Below are 15,610 nucleotides of genomic sequence, written 5' to 3'. Positions count from 1 at the left end.
TCTCCCGAACGGGAGAGGGGACCCGCGCCCGATGGTGTCAGGTCCGCGCAGGCGTGGCCGCTGCCCCGCCTCTCCCGTTCGGGAGAGGGCGCGGGGCGCGGCAGGCGTCAGTCGAGCCCGTCGATCGCGAGCCGCAGGTGCTCGGGCCCGCGCAGGGCCGCTCCCGTGCGGTAGGGCGGCGGGTCCTCGCACAGGCGCGGGTTCCTGAGTCGGCGGCTGAGCGCGGTGAGCGCCGCCTCCGTCTCGAAGCGGGCGAGCGGCGCGCCGACGCAGTAGTGCAGGCTGCCGCCGAAGCCGAGATGGCGGATGCCGCCCCGCTCCGGGTCGAACCGGTCCGGGTCCGCGAACACCGCCTCGTCCCGGTTGCCGGAGGCGAGCAGCAGCACGACGTCGGCCCCTTCCGGGATCGTGGTGCCGGCGACCTCGATGTCGGCGAGCGCCCGGCGGGTCCGGAACTGCACCGGCGGGTCGTAGCGCAGCATCTCCTCCACGACGCGCGGCGCCCAGGACGGCTCGGCCCTGAGCCGCGCCAGCGCCTCCGGATGGCGCACCAGCGCCAGCGTGCCGTTGGTGATCAGGTTGACCGTGGTCTCGTGGCCCGCCACCAGCATCAGGATCGAGGTGGCGATGAGGTCGTAGTCGTTCATCCGGCCCGCGCCCGGCGCGTCCTCGTTGGCGAGGCCGGACAGCATGTCGTCCCGCGGATGGCGCCGCTTGTCCCGGATGAGGTCGGCCATGTAGGCCGAGATCTCGTCGAAGCAGCGGCTGTTCTTCGCCCGGATCTCGTCGTCCTCCAGGCTGTCGGGCTCGAGCGCGGTGGCGAGCTGCGTCGCCCACCCGTGAAATTTCGGCTCGTCCTCGGAGGGCACCCCGAACAATTCGCAGATCACCGTGACGGGCAGCGGGTAGGCGAGGTCGTCCACGATGTCGATCTCGCGCGTCCCGCACATCTTCTCCAGGAGGTCCGAGACGAGCCTGTCCGAGCGGGCGCGCATCCGCTGCACCCGCCCGGTGCTGAACTGGTTCATCACGCAGCCGCGCAGGCGGTCGTGGTCGGGCGGGTCGCGGAAGATGAAGGGCCGGTGCGCGTCGGTGATGCGGTCGCGGACGGGCTTCACGATCCAGTCCGTGAACGGGTTGCCGGTGAGGGGCCGGTCCGCCGGCGGCAGCGTCTCCGAGCTGATCCGCGGGTCGCCGAGGAGGCTCGCGATGGCGCCGTGCGTCGCCGCCACGTAGGTGCCGTCGTGCTGGCGGGAGACCGGCGTCCGGCGCAGCCGCGCGAAGAGCGGGTACGGGTCCGCCCGGTTCGCCTTGTCCTTCACCTGATCGAGAAGCGTCGGGTCGGCCATGCGGGTCCTGAACTGGGGGCTTCGCGGCGCGGGAGCCGCACCGGGGCGTCAACCGGGCAGCCCGCTCAAACGATCCCGGTGAGGTAGTAGACCGCGATCACCGCGAACACGGCGGCGGTCTTGATCAGCGTGATCGCGAAGATGTCGCCGTAGGATTGCCGGTGGGTGAGGCCGGTGACGGCGAGGAGCGTGATCACCGCGCCGTTGTGGGGCAGCGTGTCCATGCCGCCGCTCGCCATCGAGGCGACCCGGTGCAGCACCTCCAGCGGGATGCCGGCCGCCTGCGCGCCCTGCACGAAGCGGTCGGCGAGCGCGCCGAGCGCGATCGAGAGGCCGCCCGAGGCCGAGCCGGTGACGCCGGCAAGGACGGTGACCGTCACCGCTTCGTTGACCAGCGGATTGGGGATCGCGGAGAGCGCGTTCGAGATCGCCTTGAAGCCCGGCAGCGCCGCGATCACGGCGCCGAACCCATACTCGGTCGCGGTGTTCATGCCGGCGAGCAGCGAGCCGCCGACCGCGGCCTTGGAGCCCTCCGAGAAGCGATCGCGGATGTTGCGGAAGCCGAGCATCACGGTGGCGAGGATGCCGAGGATCAGCGCGCCCTCCACCGCCCAGATGGCCGCAAGTGCCTTCACCGACACGGTAATCGGGTTCTCCGCCATCTCCGGCGAGAGCGCGACCTTCGCCTCCGCCCCGTAGCCCGCGTTGATCGCGGTGAGGAGGAGCTTGTTGCCGATGCCGACGATGAGGAGCGGCACGAGCGCGATCGCCGGGTGGATCGGGGCGGTGTCCTCCCGCACCTCCGGCTCGTTGGCGTGGCCCTCGCCGTAGCCCTCCCCGGCCGCCGCGGCGGCGCGGCGACGCCACTCGAGATACATGACGCCGAGGACGAATATGAAGATCGCTCCGATCACCCCGAGCCAGGGCGCGGCGTACGCGTCCGTCTTGAAGAAGGAGGCCGGGATGATGTTCTGGATCTGCGGCGTGCCCGGCAGGGTGTCCATCGTGAAGGTGAAGGCGCCGAGCGCGATCGTGCCGGGTATGAGCCGCTTCGGGATGTTGCTCTGCCGGAACAGCTCGGCGGCGAAGGGGTAGACGGCGAAGACCGCCACGAACAGCGAGACGCCCCCGTAGGTGAGAATCGCGCCGACGAGCACGATGGCGATGATCGAGCGGCCCTTGCCGAGCACCCCCGTGACGGCGCCGACGATGGAGCGGGCGAACCCCGAGATCTCGACGAGCTTGCCGAACACCGCGCCGAGCAGGAAGACCGGGAAGTACAGCTTCAGGAAGCCGACCATCCTCTCCATGAAGAGGCCGCTGAAGATCGGCAGCACGGCGGCCGGATCGGTCACCAGCACGGCGCCGAGGGCCGCCACGGGCGCGAACAGGATGACGCTGAAGCCCCGGTAGGCGATGGCCATCAGGAAGACCAGCGCCGCGAGGCAGATCACGAGGTTCATCGGCGTGCCCGCTCGAACGTCCGGACGCCGTCAGGCTGCGCCCAAGCTCGAACATGGCGCAGCACACGCTGTCGGCGAGGATGCGCGGGCCCCTCACGTTCGCGTCAGGCCGGAACGGGTCAAGGCCGAGGCCGGTTGGCGTGCGGGCCGCGCGGCCCGCCCCTCCTGTCGTTCCCGGAGCCCGATGTGATCTTCCCGGCCATCACCGCCTTCTACGCCGCCCTGCTGGCGCTCCTCTTCGTCGGGCTCTCGAGCTGGGTGGTGGCGGGCCGTCTCTCGTCGGACGTGCTGCACGGCGACGGCGGCAACAACGCGCTCCTCAAGCGCATCCGCTCGCAGGCGAACTTCTCGGAATACGTCCCCTTCGCGCTCCTGCTGATCGCCCTGCTCGAGTCTTCGGGCGGCGGCCAAACCCTCGTGCGCGGCCTCCTGATCGTGCTTCTCGTCGCGCGCCTGCTGCACCCGGTCGGCATGCTCGCGCCGAAGAACTCGCCCCGCCAGTTCGCCTGCCGGGGCGGCGGCATCGTCGCGACCTTCCTCGTGACGGCGGCCGCCGCCATCGCGCTCCTGCTGCGGGCGGCCTGAGGCGTTGAGCGCATGCGCCCTGGAGCGGCCCTCTACCGCTGCGGTTTCTCGGGCAGGCCCGGCGGCAGGATATCGAGGCCCGCCGGCTGGTCCGTCCCCCTCCGGATCGGCGGGAAGGGAGCGCGCTCGGCGATCATCGCGGCGTAGGCCGGCAGCCATCGGGCGCAGTCGATGCTGACCGCCGCGATGCAGCGCCCCTGCCTGCCGTAGAGCGCGAGGAAGCGGCCCTCCTTCGGGGAGCCCTGCGCGATGACGAGGCCGTCGGCCCCATCCGTCAGCCCCACCGACTTGATGTTGATGCCCCCTTGCGTCGACCAGAAGGTCGGCAGCGCGCCGTAGGGCGCCTCGGACGGGCAGCCCGCCAGCAGCCGGCCCGCGTGCTCCGCCTGCTCGACGGCGTTCCCCCAGTGCTCCAGCGCGACGCGGCGTCCGTCGTAGAGGGGGTGGGGGAAGCGGGCGACGTCGCCTGCCGCCGCGATGTTCGTGTCCGGCTCGCCAGCCTCATCGAGGGCGTGGCCCGTCCCGTCGCAGTCGAGCCCGCCGGGATCGGCGCTGAGGCCGGAGCCGGCGAGCCAGTCGGTGTTGCGGACGGCTCCGAGCGCCACCACCACCACGTCCGCCTCGATGCTGCCGCCGCCCGCAAGACGGGCGCGCGAGACGTGGCCCGCCCCGTCATCCTCCAGCCACTCGACCTCGGCGTTGCAGCGGAGATCCACGCCGCGGGCTTCGTGCAGGGCGCGCACCACCGCGCCGAGATGCGTGCCGAGCACCCGCGCGAGCGGCGTCGCCGAGGGCTCGACGAGGGTGACGGGAATGTCGAGGCTGCGGCAGGCCGAGGCCACCTCGCAGCCGATGAAGCCGCCGCCGATGATCAGGACACGCCTCGGGCGCGCCGCGAACGCCGCGCGCAGGGAGGCCGCGTCGTCGCGGTCGCGGATGCTGTAGACGCCGCCGAGCCGCCCCTCGTGCGGGTTCGGCCAGGGCCGTGCCCGCGTGCCTGTGGCGACGAGGAGCCGGTCGTAGGGCAGCTCCGCGCCGTCCGCGAGGCGGAGGGTGCGGCGGTGCCGGTCGAGCCCGGTCGCTGCCGTGCCGAGCCGCCACGTCGCGTCGAGATCGACGAGGCTCGGCAGGCGCGTCGCCTCGGCCGGCACCTCCCCGGTGAGCACGTGCTTCGAGAGCGGAGGGCGGTCGTAGGGCGGGTGCGGCTCGGCGCCGACGATGGTCAGCGACCCCGCGAAGCCGGCCCGGCGCAGGGCCTCGGCCCCGCGCAGACCGGCCAGGGCGGCGCCCACGACGACGGCGCGGCCGGACGCGGCGGTGCGGGTCATGGCGCGCTCCGCTCCGGGTCCTCCACCCGGATGGCCTGGACCGGGCAGGAGATCCGGGCGCGCTCGATCGCGTCCCGGTCGGCGCCGGAGGGTGCGGGATCGTAGAACAGGGCCTCCCGGCCCTCGATGCGGAAATGCCGGGGGGCCGCGTAGCAGCACTGGGCGTAGGCTTGGCAGCGGTTGAGATCGACGCTGACGCGCAGCGCGTTCTCGGACAAGGCGGGCGCCTGTTCGGGGGGAGTCTCGGGCATGGATGCGGAAAGCCTTGGCCGCTGCGGGGGTTCCCGAACCGCTGCCCGCTCGCTCACGCGAGCAGGCCGAGCCGCCCCCAGCCCGGCAGCTTCAGGGCCGGCCGGCGCAGGTCGAACCCGGCCACGGCCCCGAGCAGGTTGATCTCGACGCCCTCCACCCAGCCGAGGGTGAGCCCCGCGTAGCCGCGCAGGCTGAGGCGGATGCCGGTGCCGCTCGGCGTCACCTCGGCGTAGCGGCCGGGCGGGGTCCAGTCCTTGCCGAGCGCCGTCGGCGGCAGGGTGATGCCGCTCTGCGGGATGCGGGCGAGGATGTGGGCCGCGAAGGTGTTCGAGTTCGGTCCCGGCCACGCCTGGTAGGAGCCGAGCGATCGGTGTGGATAATCGGCGGCCGCGGCGCGGATCGCCGGAATCGCCCGGATGGCCGCCTCCCCGTCGAGGGCGAGCACGGTCTCCGGCGCGTTGCCGAACCAGCGGCCGTCCGGCGCGAAGGCGTCCGTGCGCACGGGAGCGCCCCAGCCGACCACGTCGTAGCGGGTGTAGCGGGCGGCCCCCGCCTCCTTCACCACGATCCAGGAATGGTGCGCGAGGATGCCTCGCCAGCGCCCGACGCGGGCGGCGTAGATGCGGACCAGCGCGTCCGGGGCGCTGCGGGCCAGCGGCAGGATGCCGGCGCTCGACCAATCCGCCCCACGCCAGTCGGCGGCGCGTCCGCCGCTCGCCACCCACCAGAGCGCGTAGGTCGCCAGCGGGAGGAGGAACAGGGCGAGGAAGGCGACGATCAGGTGGCGGAGGACGGCGAGGAGGACGGCGGACATGCCCTCCGGATGTCAGGGGCGACCGCGCTCGCCGCAAGCGGAAGCGTGGTCGCAGGGTTCCTCGCCGCGTCTCTTCCCGTCAGCAGGGCACGCAGGCGGGCGCGGCCCGCTCGGCCCCGTCGGCCGGGCCGAAACTGAGGGAGCGGCGATTGAGGGCGATCGCACCGCAGCACTCGCAGGCCGCCATCTGGAGGCGGCCCCGGTCGAGGAGATCGACGCGGCCGCGGGTCGAGCGGATCAGGCGCTCGCCCTCAATGATGTGCAGCGCCACCGTCACGCTCGCGCGGCGCACGCCCAGCATCTGCGCGATGTGGTCGTGGGTGAAGGGCAGCGTGTCGCTCTCCAGCCGCTGCTGCGCCTGAAGCAGCCAGCGGCAGAGGCGCTTCTCCAGCGAGTGCCGGCTGTTGCAGGCGGCGAGCTGGTAGGCTTCCTCCAGGCTCATCCGCACGTAGCGCAGGAGGAGCGACCGGATCTGCGGCACCGTCTCTATGAGGCGGCGCACCGAGGCGGCGGGCGCCCGGTAGGCCGGGGCGCCGACCTGGACCACGGCGCGGTGGGCGGCGGGCTCGGCCCCGAGGAGGGCGGCGGCGCCGACGAGATCGTGCCGGCCCACCATCGCGACCTCGACCTCGGCGTTCGCCGCCGGGCCGCTGCGCACCAGAAGGGAGATCAGGCCGCCCATCGGGAAGACGATGTGGGCGGGGCTGGCGCCGGCCTGTGTCAGCGTCTCGCCCGGCGTGAGGGTGACGAGTTCCAGCTCGTCCGACCACGACGCGGGCGCTTCGGAGAGCAGCCCGTCGAGGAGCGGATTGCAACCTGTAGGCACACGCGGCGCCGCGAGCGATTGCGAGTCCATGGGCGCCACGAGCCCGGAACCATTCAGGAAGGCTGCGCTGGATTCGGGAAAGCGCACCCGGATGGGATTCTCGTTCATCTCACTGCGACTCCCCTCAACGCACAAGCACGCGTGGAATGCCCGTAAGCATCCGCAGAGCACGCATGGCCGGCCTGGACCGGATCCTCGTTGTTCGAGCCGTTTCGGCTGCGGTGTTTTCGAGGAGACCCGGATCCTTAACGTGGGAGATTTCGGCGCAGGTGGTGCGGAGCGCCAATAACAAATGATGGTACTAGTGATTCGCGGAATGGCCTTAGTACTTCTTTCACGCCGTATGTTTCGACTTGTACAGTCTCAAAAGGCTATAATTTGTGCAGTTCGGCGGAGGGCGCATCGGTTCGCAGGAACCTTGGGAGACCACTTTCTGGACTGCCGGTTCCGGTGCGAAATGGGCTTGTCGCTGCGCTCGGTTGTGGACGGCCGGTGCGCGCTTGGCTAAGGTTCCTTCCTGCGCGTGCAGCGGTCCCACCCGTCGCCGCGCGACCCGTTCGAGGGCGATCCGGCATCGCGGACGATCGCGGAAACCGGGAGGGCGTCATGCCGTGCGGTGTGCGTAGCAGTCTCGCTGGAATCCTGCTCCTGGGCCTCGCGGCCGGGGTCCTGCCGGTCCGCGCGCAGGACGCGGCCGCACCCTCGCAGAGGCCCTGGACCGACCCCCCGGTGCGCGGCAGCGCCGCGGCTTCTGCCTCCGCCCCGAAGGCCGAGGCACCTGCGAAGGCGTCCGCCAAGGCCGTCACGGCTGTGCGCGAGTCCGGCGCGGCCGAGTCGCCCCCCGCCCGCTCCGTCGGCGGCCGCAAAGCCGTGCGGGTCGCCGCCCCGGCCCGCCGTCCGGTCCGGACGGTGCGCGCCCCGGAGCGCGCCCGCGTGGCGGTGCGGACGGCTCACCGCCAGCCGCACGCGCCCCTGCGGAGCGTCCGCGTGATCCGCTCCGTGCCTTACGCCGCCACGCCGGTCCGCTACCCCTACACGATGCAGGGGGCGGTGCCGGCCGGCTACGGCTACACGGCGTCGGACGAGCGCCTGCGCCGCATCCGCGAGGCGCAGGCCGCCGGCTACATCGTCCTGCGGCAGCGCTCCGTCGTCTTCCCGGACGGGCGCTCGCTGCGCACCTACCGGCCCTACGAGGTCGAGGACGACGAGGAATAGGCCGCCTCAGGTCAGGGTGAAGCGCAACTCGCCGAGACCCTCCAGGCTGCTCACCACCTCGTCGCCGGCCTTCAGCCACGCGCGCTCGGCCCGGGGCGTCTTCTCGCCGAAGATCACGCCCTGCGGCGTGCCGGTGTAGAAGATGTCGCCGGGCTTGAGCGTCATGATCCGCGAGGCGAAGCTGATCAGCTGCCGGCAGTTGAAGATCATGTCGTTGGTGTTCCAGTCCTGTCGGGTCACACCGTTGACCACCGTCTTCAGCTTGAGGTTGTTCGGGTCCTTCACGAGGTCGGCACAGACGAGATGGGGGCCGAGCGGTGCGAACCCGTCCGACGTCTTGCCGATCATGAACTGCGAGGTCAGGTACTGCAGGTCGCGAGCGCTGAAGTCGTTGCCGGTGGCGTAGCCGGCCACGTAGTCGAGCGCCTCGGCCTCCGGCACGTCGCGGCAGGTCCGGCCGAACACGATCACCAGCTCGGTCTCGTAGTCGAACTCCCGCGCCACGGCGGTCGGCAGCTTGATCGTGCCGCCGTGATGGTTGAGCGCGTTGTTGTACTTGTTGAAGAGCGGCGGGTTCTTGGGGATCGGCGTGCCCGTCTCCTCGGCGTGCTGGCGGTAATTGAACCCCATCATGACGATCTTCTCGGGCCGCGTGACGAGCGGCGCGTAGGCGATCTTCTCCTCGGCCAGCAGGAAGCCGGGATCGCGGCTCTTGCCGGCCGCCTCGACCAGGGCGGCGAGCTCGTCGCCGCGGCCGTTCTGCAGGAGGTCGTCCATGTCGGCCGGAGCCGGGAGCCCGAGATTCTCTGCGGCCGCGCTCACGTCGAGGATGCCGCCGTCGAGCTTGACGCCGAGGCCATAGCCCGCGCCGCGGCGCATGTTGATGAGGGTGAGGCCCCGGGGCATCGCGGGCTTTGCGGGTCTGTCCCGCGGCCCGGCCGTCGCTCCGGCCGCGGTCCGCGTTCCGGCGGCGACCGCCGTGCCGGCCACCGTGGCGGAGGCGAGCCCGGTCGCGGCCGTCTTCAGGAAATTCCGTCTGTCCTGGCTCATGCTTTCCTCCGATCCTCCTCCCCCGCCGAGGGCAAGTAGGGCGGACCGGGCCCGCGGACCCTCCTCAATCCGGCAGGTTGTCGGGCTGCATGAAGCGGAAGCTGACGTCGGGCCGCTCGGCCGAGGTGGCGCCCGCCCGGATGATGCTGGTGCGGAAGGCTGCCCCGCCGACGAGGATCGCGAGGGCGGCGAGCGTGCCGAGCGCCGGCGGCCGGCGGCCGGCAAGCCGGGAGGCGGCGTAGAGGGCGAGGGGAAGCGCTGCGCCGAGACCCGTTCCGACGACCTTCTCGAGGGTGCCCGCAGGACCGGCCATCGCCGGTGCGACGCCCTTGCGGCGATAGGCGATTGCCGACACCGCGTCGCCCGCGAGGTCGACGGCGAGTGCTGCGGCCGCCAGGGTCTCGAGGCGGCGCGCGAGGCCGCCGTCGCGCTCGCCGAGCCAGAGGGCGGCGGCGCCGCAGGCCACCGCGGAAGCGCCGAAGCGCACGGCGAGCGCCCGCGGCGCGGCGGCCCAGAGAGGCGTCGAGGTCGCTGCCAGGAGTGCGGCCGTGTAGGTCGAGAGGCCGGCTCCGAGGACGGCCGCGGGCAGGCTCGCGGCCCGGGCGGCGGCGCGGGCGGTGCGCGGCGCCGCCCCCCGGTCGGAGGCGTACTGCGCCGCCGCCGTGAGGGCGGCGCATCCCGAGAAGCCGACCAGGATCCAGGTGCCGATCGACATCGGTGAGGTCGCCTTGGCGACCCGGAACATGTTGAAGAAGCGCTCGGGCGTATGCAGGTCGTAGACGAGGAGGGCCGAGCCGATCGTCGGCGCGAGGAGCGCCGTGTAGCGGCCCCGGCGCACCGCGCCCGCGGCCCTCTCGCCCATCGTCACGTCGGCGACCGTCGCGATGAGCGCGCTTGCCCCCGACAACCCGGCGAGGAAGATGTAGCCGCCGACGACCTCCGCCTCGAAGGGGGCGGGTTTGAGCGCGGGACGCCCGTAATAGGTCGGCCCGTCCCAGGAGCCGTCGTGGCCGGGCGCCGGCATGTTCCGCTCCGAGGCTGAGCCCGGCCGGGCGGGCGCGTCTTCCGGGCCGCGGCTCGCCACCGGGTAGGGCACGCTCATGCGCGGCGCTCCGCGTCGGAGAACAGGAGGGCGGCGGCCAGCGTCAGGCCCGCCACGGCGGCGAGGCCCGAGAACAGGCTCGGCGCCACGCGTCGCGAGGGCCGGCTCGGCGCCGAGGGCAGGTTGTAGACCTCCGGCCGGTCGATCAGCAGGAAGAAGGCGTTGAGGTGGCTCATGCCGCCGGTGGCGCCGGGCGCGCCGGGCGTGCCGTAGAGGTAGGCCTGGGGGACGCCGCGGGCGTGCAGGTCCGCGACGCGGCGTCGCGCGCGCCCCTGGAGGTCGGACACTTCTCCGAACTGGATCGAGTCCGTCGGGCAGGATTTGGCGCAGGCGGGCTCCAGGCCGCCCTTGAGCCGGTCGTAGCAGAGCGTGCACTTGTGGGCCTTGCCGTCGAGCTTGCTCACCTCGACGACGCCGAACGGGCAGGCCGGCACGCAGTAGCCACAGCCGTTGCAGATGTCCTGCTGCACGACCACGGTGTCGAACTCGGTCTTGAACAGGGCGCCGGTCGGGCAGGCCTCCATGCAGGGCGCATGGTGGCAGTGCTTGCACACGTCGCTCATCATCAGCCAGCCGCTCTGGAAGGGCTGCTGCTCCTGCGCGCGCACGCCGCCCGCGCCGCTCTTCTCGACGAAGGCGACGTGGCGCCAGGTGTTGGCCGAGAGGGCGCCGGTGTTGTCGAAGCTCTGGCCGCTGAGGCCGAGGTTGTCCGCTGGCAGGTTGTTCCACTCCTTGCAGGCGACCTCGCAGGCCTTGCAGCCGATGCAGACGGTCGTGTCCGTGAAGAATCCGTAGGATTTGCCCGGCTCGATCCGCACGCCCGCGGTCAGTTCCGATTCGTTCGGGATGACGCGGTCGAGGCTCGACTGGTGGTGCTCGGCCGCGCGCGGATGCATGTGGAAGACGTTGTCCATCTCAGATCCGCTCGATGCGCCGGGCGCGGTAGCCGAGGATGTTGCGCGCCGGCTCGTAGGTGACGCGCACCCTCGCCTGCTCGCGCTGGAGCGGCTCAAGGTCGTCGTCTTCGGCCAAGGCGTGGGGCGAGAGCAGGAAGAGGTGCGAGACGCCCTTCTCGTCGGTCAGCTGGAAGCGACTCTCCTGGGCGATCGTGACGACGCCGCTCATCGTGGGCATGGGGGCTCCGGGCCTGCCTCGGACCGCGCGACCGACCCGCGCGCCAGCTTCGAAACGTTCCAGACGAAGCCATGTTTCCGCGCGGCATCGCGGTTCGGAACCCGCCCCGCTCCCCACGGTTGCCGCTGTGAGCTGAAGCCGTACAGCGTGAGGGACGCGGGGCACATGGCGCGGGACGGAGGGAACGGGCGGGGCCATCCCCGGGGCGGGCGCGGCCGGGGCGTCGTCGGCAAGGGGCTCGGCGCCCGCGTGGCCGGGTTCCTGCAGGACTGGTCCCTGCCCCGGCAACTCGCGGGCGAGGACGTGCAGTCCACGGCCGCCAGGTCCTCGACCTCGGAGCGGCTGCGGCCGCGCTTGGAGCAGGCCGACCGGGTCGGCACCAGCATCTGCCCCTTCTGCGCGGTGGGATGCGGCCAGCTCATCTACGCGAAGAACGGAAGACCCATCCATGTCGAGGGCGACCCGCGCTCGCCGGTGAACGCGGGCACCCTCTGCCCCAAGGGCGCGGGTACCCTCGGCATGCTGCTCTCGCCGGAGCGCATCACCCAGGTTCTCTACCGGGCTCCGAGGTCTCGGTCCTGGGAGGTGCGGACACTCGACTGGGCGATGGAGCGCATCGCGCAGCTCACGAAGCAGGCACGCGACGAGACCTTCGCGGAGAAGCTGCCCGACGGGCGCATTGTCAACCACACCTTCGGGATCGGGTCGCTCGGCGGGGCGACCATGGACAACGAGGAGAATTACCTCATCAAGAAGCTGTTCGGCGGCGGTCTCGGCATGCTGAACATCGAGAACCAGGCCAGGATCTGACACTCCTCCTCGGTGCCCAGTCTGGGTATCTCCTTCGGACGCGGCGCCGCCACCATGGCGCTGTGGGACCTCGCCAACGCCGACTGCATCATCGAGATGGGCTCCAACATCGCGGAGAACCATCCGATCGCCTTCCGGTTCGTCACGGAGGCGCAGCGGCGCGGCGCGACCATCATCCATGTCGATCCGCGCTACACGCGCACGAGCGCGCTCGCCGACATCTACGCACCGATCCGCTCGGGCACCGACATCGCCTTCCTCGGAGGCATGATCCGCCACATCCTCGAGAACGACCTCTGGTTCCGCGACTTCGCGCTCGCCTACACGAACATCGCCCACATCATCGAGGACGGGTACGAGGACCCGGAGACGCAGGACGGGCTGTTCTCCGGCTTCGACGCGGATATCCGCGCCTACAAGCAGGACACCTGGCAGTACAAGGGCAAGACCGTGCCCTCCTCGATCGCCGAGCACCGGGAGCAGACGAAGGAGCAGGCCGGGGGCGACTACGAGAGCATGACGGAGGGCCCTCCCCCGCAGGATCTCACGCTCCAGCATCCGAACTGCGTCTACCAGATCATGCGCCGCCACTACGCGCGCTACACGCCGGAGATGGTCGAGCGGGTGACGGGCTGCCCGAAGGAGACCTTCCTCAAGGTCGTCGAGACCCTCGCGAAGAACTCCGGCCGCGAGCGCACCGGCGCCTTCACCTACGCGGTCGGCTGGACCCACCACTCGACGGGGGTGCAGATCATCCGGGCCTGCACCATCGTCCAGGCGCTCCTGGGCAATGTCGGCCGGCCGGGCGGCGGCATCATGGCCCTGCGCGGCCATGTCAGCATCCAGGGCTCGACCGACATCCCGACCCTCTACAACATGCTGCCGACCTACCTGCCGCAACCGAACGTCTTCCATGACCACGCGACTCTCGCCGGCTACCTGAAATCCGAGACGCCGACGACGGGCTGGTGGGCGAACATGCCGAAATACGCGGTCAGCCTGCTCAAGGCCTGGTACGGCGAGGCGGCGACGAAGGCGAACGACTGGGGTTATCAGTTCGTCCCGAAGCTCACCGGCGACTGCTCGCAGGAGCCGATGACGATGGCGATGATGGACGGCGTGATGCGCGGGCAGTTCATGCTCGGCCAGAACCCGCTCGTCGGCGCCGTGAACGCCGATTTCGTGGAGCGGGGCCTCGCCAAGCTCGACTGGCTCGTGGTGCGCGACTTCGCCATGACCGAGACGGCCAACTTCTGGCAGAAGGGCCGTCTGATCGAGCGGGGCGCAGCGGCGCCCGAGGAGATCGATACGGAAGTGTTCTTCCTGCCCGCCGCCATGCCGGGGGAGAAGGAGGGCACCGTCACCAACACGAGCCGCCTCGTGCAGTGGCACGACAAGGTCTGCGAGGCGCCCGGCGACAGCCGCTCGGACCTCTGGTTCGTCTACCACCTCGGTCGCCGCCTCAAGGAGCTCTACGCCGACAGCAAGGAACTGCGCGACGGGGCGATCCAGGCGCTGACCTGGGACTACCCGACGAAGGGCGCGATCGCCGAGCCAGACGCCGAGGCCGTCCTCGCCGAGATCAACGGCTACACGGTCTCCGACGGGGAGCCCGTCGCCACCTACAAGGATCTCAAGGACGACGGCTCCACGGCCTGCGGCGGTTGGATGTACTGCGGCATCATGCCGAAGAAGGGTCACAACGTCGCCCGCTCGCGCAAGCCGGACGGGCCGGACGGGCCGGGCTCGCATCTCGGCTGGGCCTTCGCCTGGCCCTCGAACCGGCGCACGCTCTACAACCGCGCCTCGGCGGATCGTGCGGGCAGGCCCTGGTCCGAGCGCAAGAAGATGATCTGGTGGGACGAGGAGGAGGGGAAGTGGACCGGCCTCGACGTACCGGATTTCGTCGAGACCAAGCGGCCCGATTACAGGCCCGACTGGTCGAAGCGCCCGCATGGCATGGACGCGCTCGGCGGCGACGACCCCTTCATCATGGAGGCCGACGGAAAAAGCCAGCTCTTCGTGCCGACGGGCCTGCGCGACGGGCCGCTGCCGACGCACTACGAGCCGATCGAGAGTCCGGTGCGGAACCCGCTCTACGGCCAGCAGATCAACCCGACTGCGAAGCTCTGGACCCGGCCCGGCAACGAACTGCATCAGCCGGAGGATCCGCGCTTCCCCTATGTCTTCACCACCTTCCGCCTGACGGAGATCCATTGCGGGGGCGTGCCGACGCGGGTGATGCCTCACACCGCCGAGCTCCAGCCGGAAGCGTTCGTCGAGGTCTCGCCGGAGCTCGCGGCCGAGCTCGGCATCCGGCACCTCGGCTGGACGGTGCTGTCCTCCCTGCGCGGCGAGATCGAGGTCCGCGCCATGGTGACGGAGCGTGTGCGGCCCTTCTCCATCGACGGGCGCATCGTCCACCAGATCGGCATGCCCTGGGTCTACGGGCGGGAGGGCTACGCGCGCGGCGCCGTCGCCAACGTGCTCCTGGCGATCACCGGGGATGCCAACACCAGCATCCACACCACCAAGGCGCTCACCGTGAACCTGCGGGCCGGGCGGCTGACGCAGCTCAAGCGGGAGGCGCGCCGTGCCCGGTGAGACGGTCGCGACGCGGGACCGTGACCCCGCTCAAGTTCGGCCAAACGGGCGGCCCGGCCACGAGGCGCTCGCCGCGCTCGATCAGGTTCTGACCCATCGGCCGAAGAAGGACGACCCGGCCTTCAGCCACGCCACGCTCTGTCTCACCGCCTTCCGCGATGAGCTGATCGAGGGTCACCGGCGCCAAGCCTGCACGCGCGAGCGCCTGACCCACCTCAACGGGGTGATCAGCGTGGTTCTGGCCGGCCATTTCCCACTCGGGGACGTGCCCTGGGACGAGATCGACAGGGCGCGCGGCTGGCTGGCCGAGCTGGTGGAGGCGGTCGAACCGGAGTGATATCGAGGCCGGGCTCGCCCTCAGCGGATGCGGCCGGGACGGGTCGGCTCGAACACGATGCGGCGGTGGAACGCGCACCAGCTCTTCCCGTCCGCGACGGGTGCGCCGCAGCAGACGGCGCGGTCGTTCGGCTCTCCGATGATGAACTTGCACACGAACGCGCCCGACTGCGCGAACGGAACGCGCAATTCGGCGGAGGGCTCTTCGATCTGCTCGGCGTCGCCGATCTGGGACATGCGGACGAGTTGATTCATGAACGGCGGCTCGTGGAACGTGATCGCGCGGGTTCGAAGCCCGGCGGATTATAGTCTTGCGCAGGATGCGCTGAGCGGACTGGCCCCTGCCCGCACGCGATCCTGTGCCTGAGCGGGAACGCGATCCGCGCGGCCCCGAGGCAGGGCGCAACAACGTCATCGTCCTGTTATAACTGGGGTTCTGAGCCCGATAAACAAGTCCCGCATGCGCGCGGCGCAACCGCGCACAGACATTTCGCACCGGCCGATCCGTATAGTTCGGGATCTGACGAGGCATTCGCCAGAGCCCTTGGTTCGATGCGCCACGTCGCGCACGATGCATCGAGGGCGGCCGCGAGCCGATAGCTTCGCCGCACCCGTCAGAGCCGAGTTCCGACGGCAGCGGCCATCGGTTCGATGCCCCTGCGCGGAGGGGCGATTCGCCGTCGAGCCTCGTGGACGTGCCCGTCGACGCGGTGCAAGAGGAGATCCGGTCTCGGAAGGGCGG

At 71.2% G+C, this 15,610-nt stretch carries 15 protein-coding genes; 4 read left to right on the top strand and 11 right to left on the bottom strand.

Going from position 1 to position 15,610, the window contains the following annotated elements:
• Window positions 1–107: 107 nt before the first annotated feature.
• Window positions 108–1,349: a cytochrome P450 gene (locus MOX02_RS27095; RefSeq protein WP_147028912.1), complete on the bottom strand. Its 1,242-nt coding sequence runs from the start codon at window positions 1,347–1,349 to the stop codon at window positions 108–110.
• Window positions 1,350–1,414: 65 nt separating this feature from the next.
• Window positions 1,415–2,812, bottom strand: a complete 1,398-nt coding sequence (locus MOX02_RS27090) for a GntP family permease (protein WP_147028911.1) — start codon at window positions 2,810–2,812, stop codon at window positions 1,415–1,417.
• Between the two features lie 186 nt (window positions 2,813–2,998).
• On the opposite strand from MOX02_RS27090, the gene MOX02_RS27085 reads away from it, so the two are divergent.
• Window positions 2,999–3,397, top strand: a complete 399-nt coding sequence (locus tag MOX02_RS27085) for an MAPEG family protein (RefSeq protein WP_147028910.1) — start codon at window positions 2,999–3,001, stop codon at window positions 3,395–3,397.
• A gap of 32 nt (window positions 3,398–3,429) precedes the next feature.
• Here the strand turns inward: MOX02_RS27085 and MOX02_RS27080 are convergent, their stop codons facing one another.
• The 4 genes from MOX02_RS27080 to MOX02_RS27065 all read right to left on the bottom strand — a co-directional run bounded on the left by MOX02_RS27080 (window position 3,430) and on the right by MOX02_RS27065 (window position 6,725).
• On the bottom strand, window positions 3,430–4,725 hold the full coding sequence (locus MOX02_RS27080) for an NAD(P)/FAD-dependent oxidoreductase (protein WP_147028909.1): 1,296 nt from the start codon (window positions 4,723–4,725) through the stop codon (window positions 3,430–3,432).
• Window positions 4,722–4,976, bottom strand: a complete 255-nt coding sequence (locus MOX02_RS27075; RefSeq protein WP_147028908.1) for a ferredoxin — start codon at window positions 4,974–4,976, stop codon at window positions 4,722–4,724. Before MOX02_RS27075 ends, MOX02_RS27080 begins: the two co-directional genes overlap by 4 nt.
• 53 nt (window positions 4,977–5,029) lie before the next feature.
• Complete coding sequence (locus MOX02_RS27070) at window positions 5,030–5,791, bottom strand: DUF3750 domain-containing protein (RefSeq protein WP_147028907.1); 762 nt, start codon at window positions 5,789–5,791, stop codon at window positions 5,030–5,032.
• Window positions 5,792–5,870: 79 nt separating this feature from the next.
• Window positions 5,871–6,725, bottom strand: coding sequence for a Crp/Fnr family transcriptional regulator (locus MOX02_RS27065; protein WP_147028906.1), 855 nt, complete (start codon window positions 6,723–6,725; stop codon window positions 5,871–5,873).
• Window positions 6,726–7,223: 498 nt separating this feature from the next.
• Between MOX02_RS27065 and MOX02_RS27060 the strand changes: the two genes are divergently transcribed.
• Complete coding sequence (locus tag MOX02_RS27060) at window positions 7,224–7,832, top strand: hypothetical protein (RefSeq protein ID WP_147028905.1); 609 nt, start codon at window positions 7,224–7,226, stop codon at window positions 7,830–7,832.
• 6 nt (window positions 7,833–7,838) lie between these two features.
• Here the strand turns inward: MOX02_RS27060 and MOX02_RS27055 are convergent, their stop codons facing one another.
• The 4 genes from MOX02_RS27055 to MOX02_RS27040 form a co-directional block, all read right to left on the bottom strand.
• Entirely contained in the window at window positions 7,839–8,882 is a 1,044-nt protein-coding gene (locus MOX02_RS27055; protein WP_147028904.1) for a fumarylacetoacetate hydrolase family protein, read from the bottom strand.
• A gap of 64 nt (window positions 8,883–8,946) precedes the next feature.
• Window positions 8,947–9,984 (bottom strand): NrfD/PsrC family molybdoenzyme membrane anchor subunit, encoded by a 1,038-nt coding sequence (gene nrfD, locus MOX02_RS27050; RefSeq protein ID WP_147028903.1) that lies wholly within the window; start codon window positions 9,982–9,984, stop codon window positions 8,947–8,949.
• The gene (locus MOX02_RS27045) at window positions 9,981–10,898 is read right to left on the bottom strand and encodes a 4Fe-4S dicluster domain-containing protein (RefSeq protein WP_147028902.1); all 918 of its coding nucleotides are present in this window, start codon (window positions 10,896–10,898) and stop codon (window positions 9,981–9,983) included. Before MOX02_RS27045 ends, nrfD begins: the two co-directional genes overlap by 4 nt.
• A gap of 1 nt (window position 10,899) precedes the next feature.
• Window positions 10,900–11,118 carry a hypothetical protein gene (locus MOX02_RS27040; protein WP_147028901.1) on the bottom strand — a complete coding sequence of 73 codons (219 nt, stop codon included), beginning with the start codon at window positions 11,116–11,118 and terminating at the stop codon, window positions 10,900–10,902.
• 165 nt (window positions 11,119–11,283) lie between these two features.
• Between MOX02_RS27040 and fdh the strand changes: the two genes are divergently transcribed.
• Together fdh and MOX02_RS27030 are read left to right on the top strand one after the other, a co-directional pair.
• The gene (fdh, locus tag MOX02_RS27035; RefSeq protein WP_147028900.1) at window positions 11,284–14,532 is read left to right on the top strand and encodes a formate dehydrogenase; all 3,249 of its coding nucleotides are present in this window, start codon (window positions 11,284–11,286) and stop codon (window positions 14,530–14,532) included.
• Window positions 14,522–14,869 (top strand): hypothetical protein, encoded by a 348-nt coding sequence (locus MOX02_RS27030; RefSeq protein WP_238179862.1) that lies wholly within the window; start codon window positions 14,522–14,524, stop codon window positions 14,867–14,869. Before fdh ends, MOX02_RS27030 begins: the two co-directional genes overlap by 11 nt.
• A gap of 20 nt (window positions 14,870–14,889) precedes the next feature.
• On the opposite strand, the gene MOX02_RS27025 is transcribed toward MOX02_RS27030, so the two are convergent.
• Window positions 14,890–15,123 (bottom strand): hypothetical protein, encoded by a 234-nt coding sequence (locus tag MOX02_RS27025; protein ID WP_147028899.1) that lies wholly within the window; start codon window positions 15,121–15,123, stop codon window positions 14,890–14,892.
• Window positions 15,124–15,610: the final 487 nt, after the last annotated feature.

The organism is Methylobacterium oxalidis (assembly GCF_007992195.1).
In the GTDB taxonomy this organism is placed as follows: Bacteria; Pseudomonadota; Alphaproteobacteria; order Rhizobiales; family Beijerinckiaceae; genus Methylobacterium; species Methylobacterium oxalidis.
This window is presented reverse-complemented; position numbering and strand designations above follow the sequence as displayed.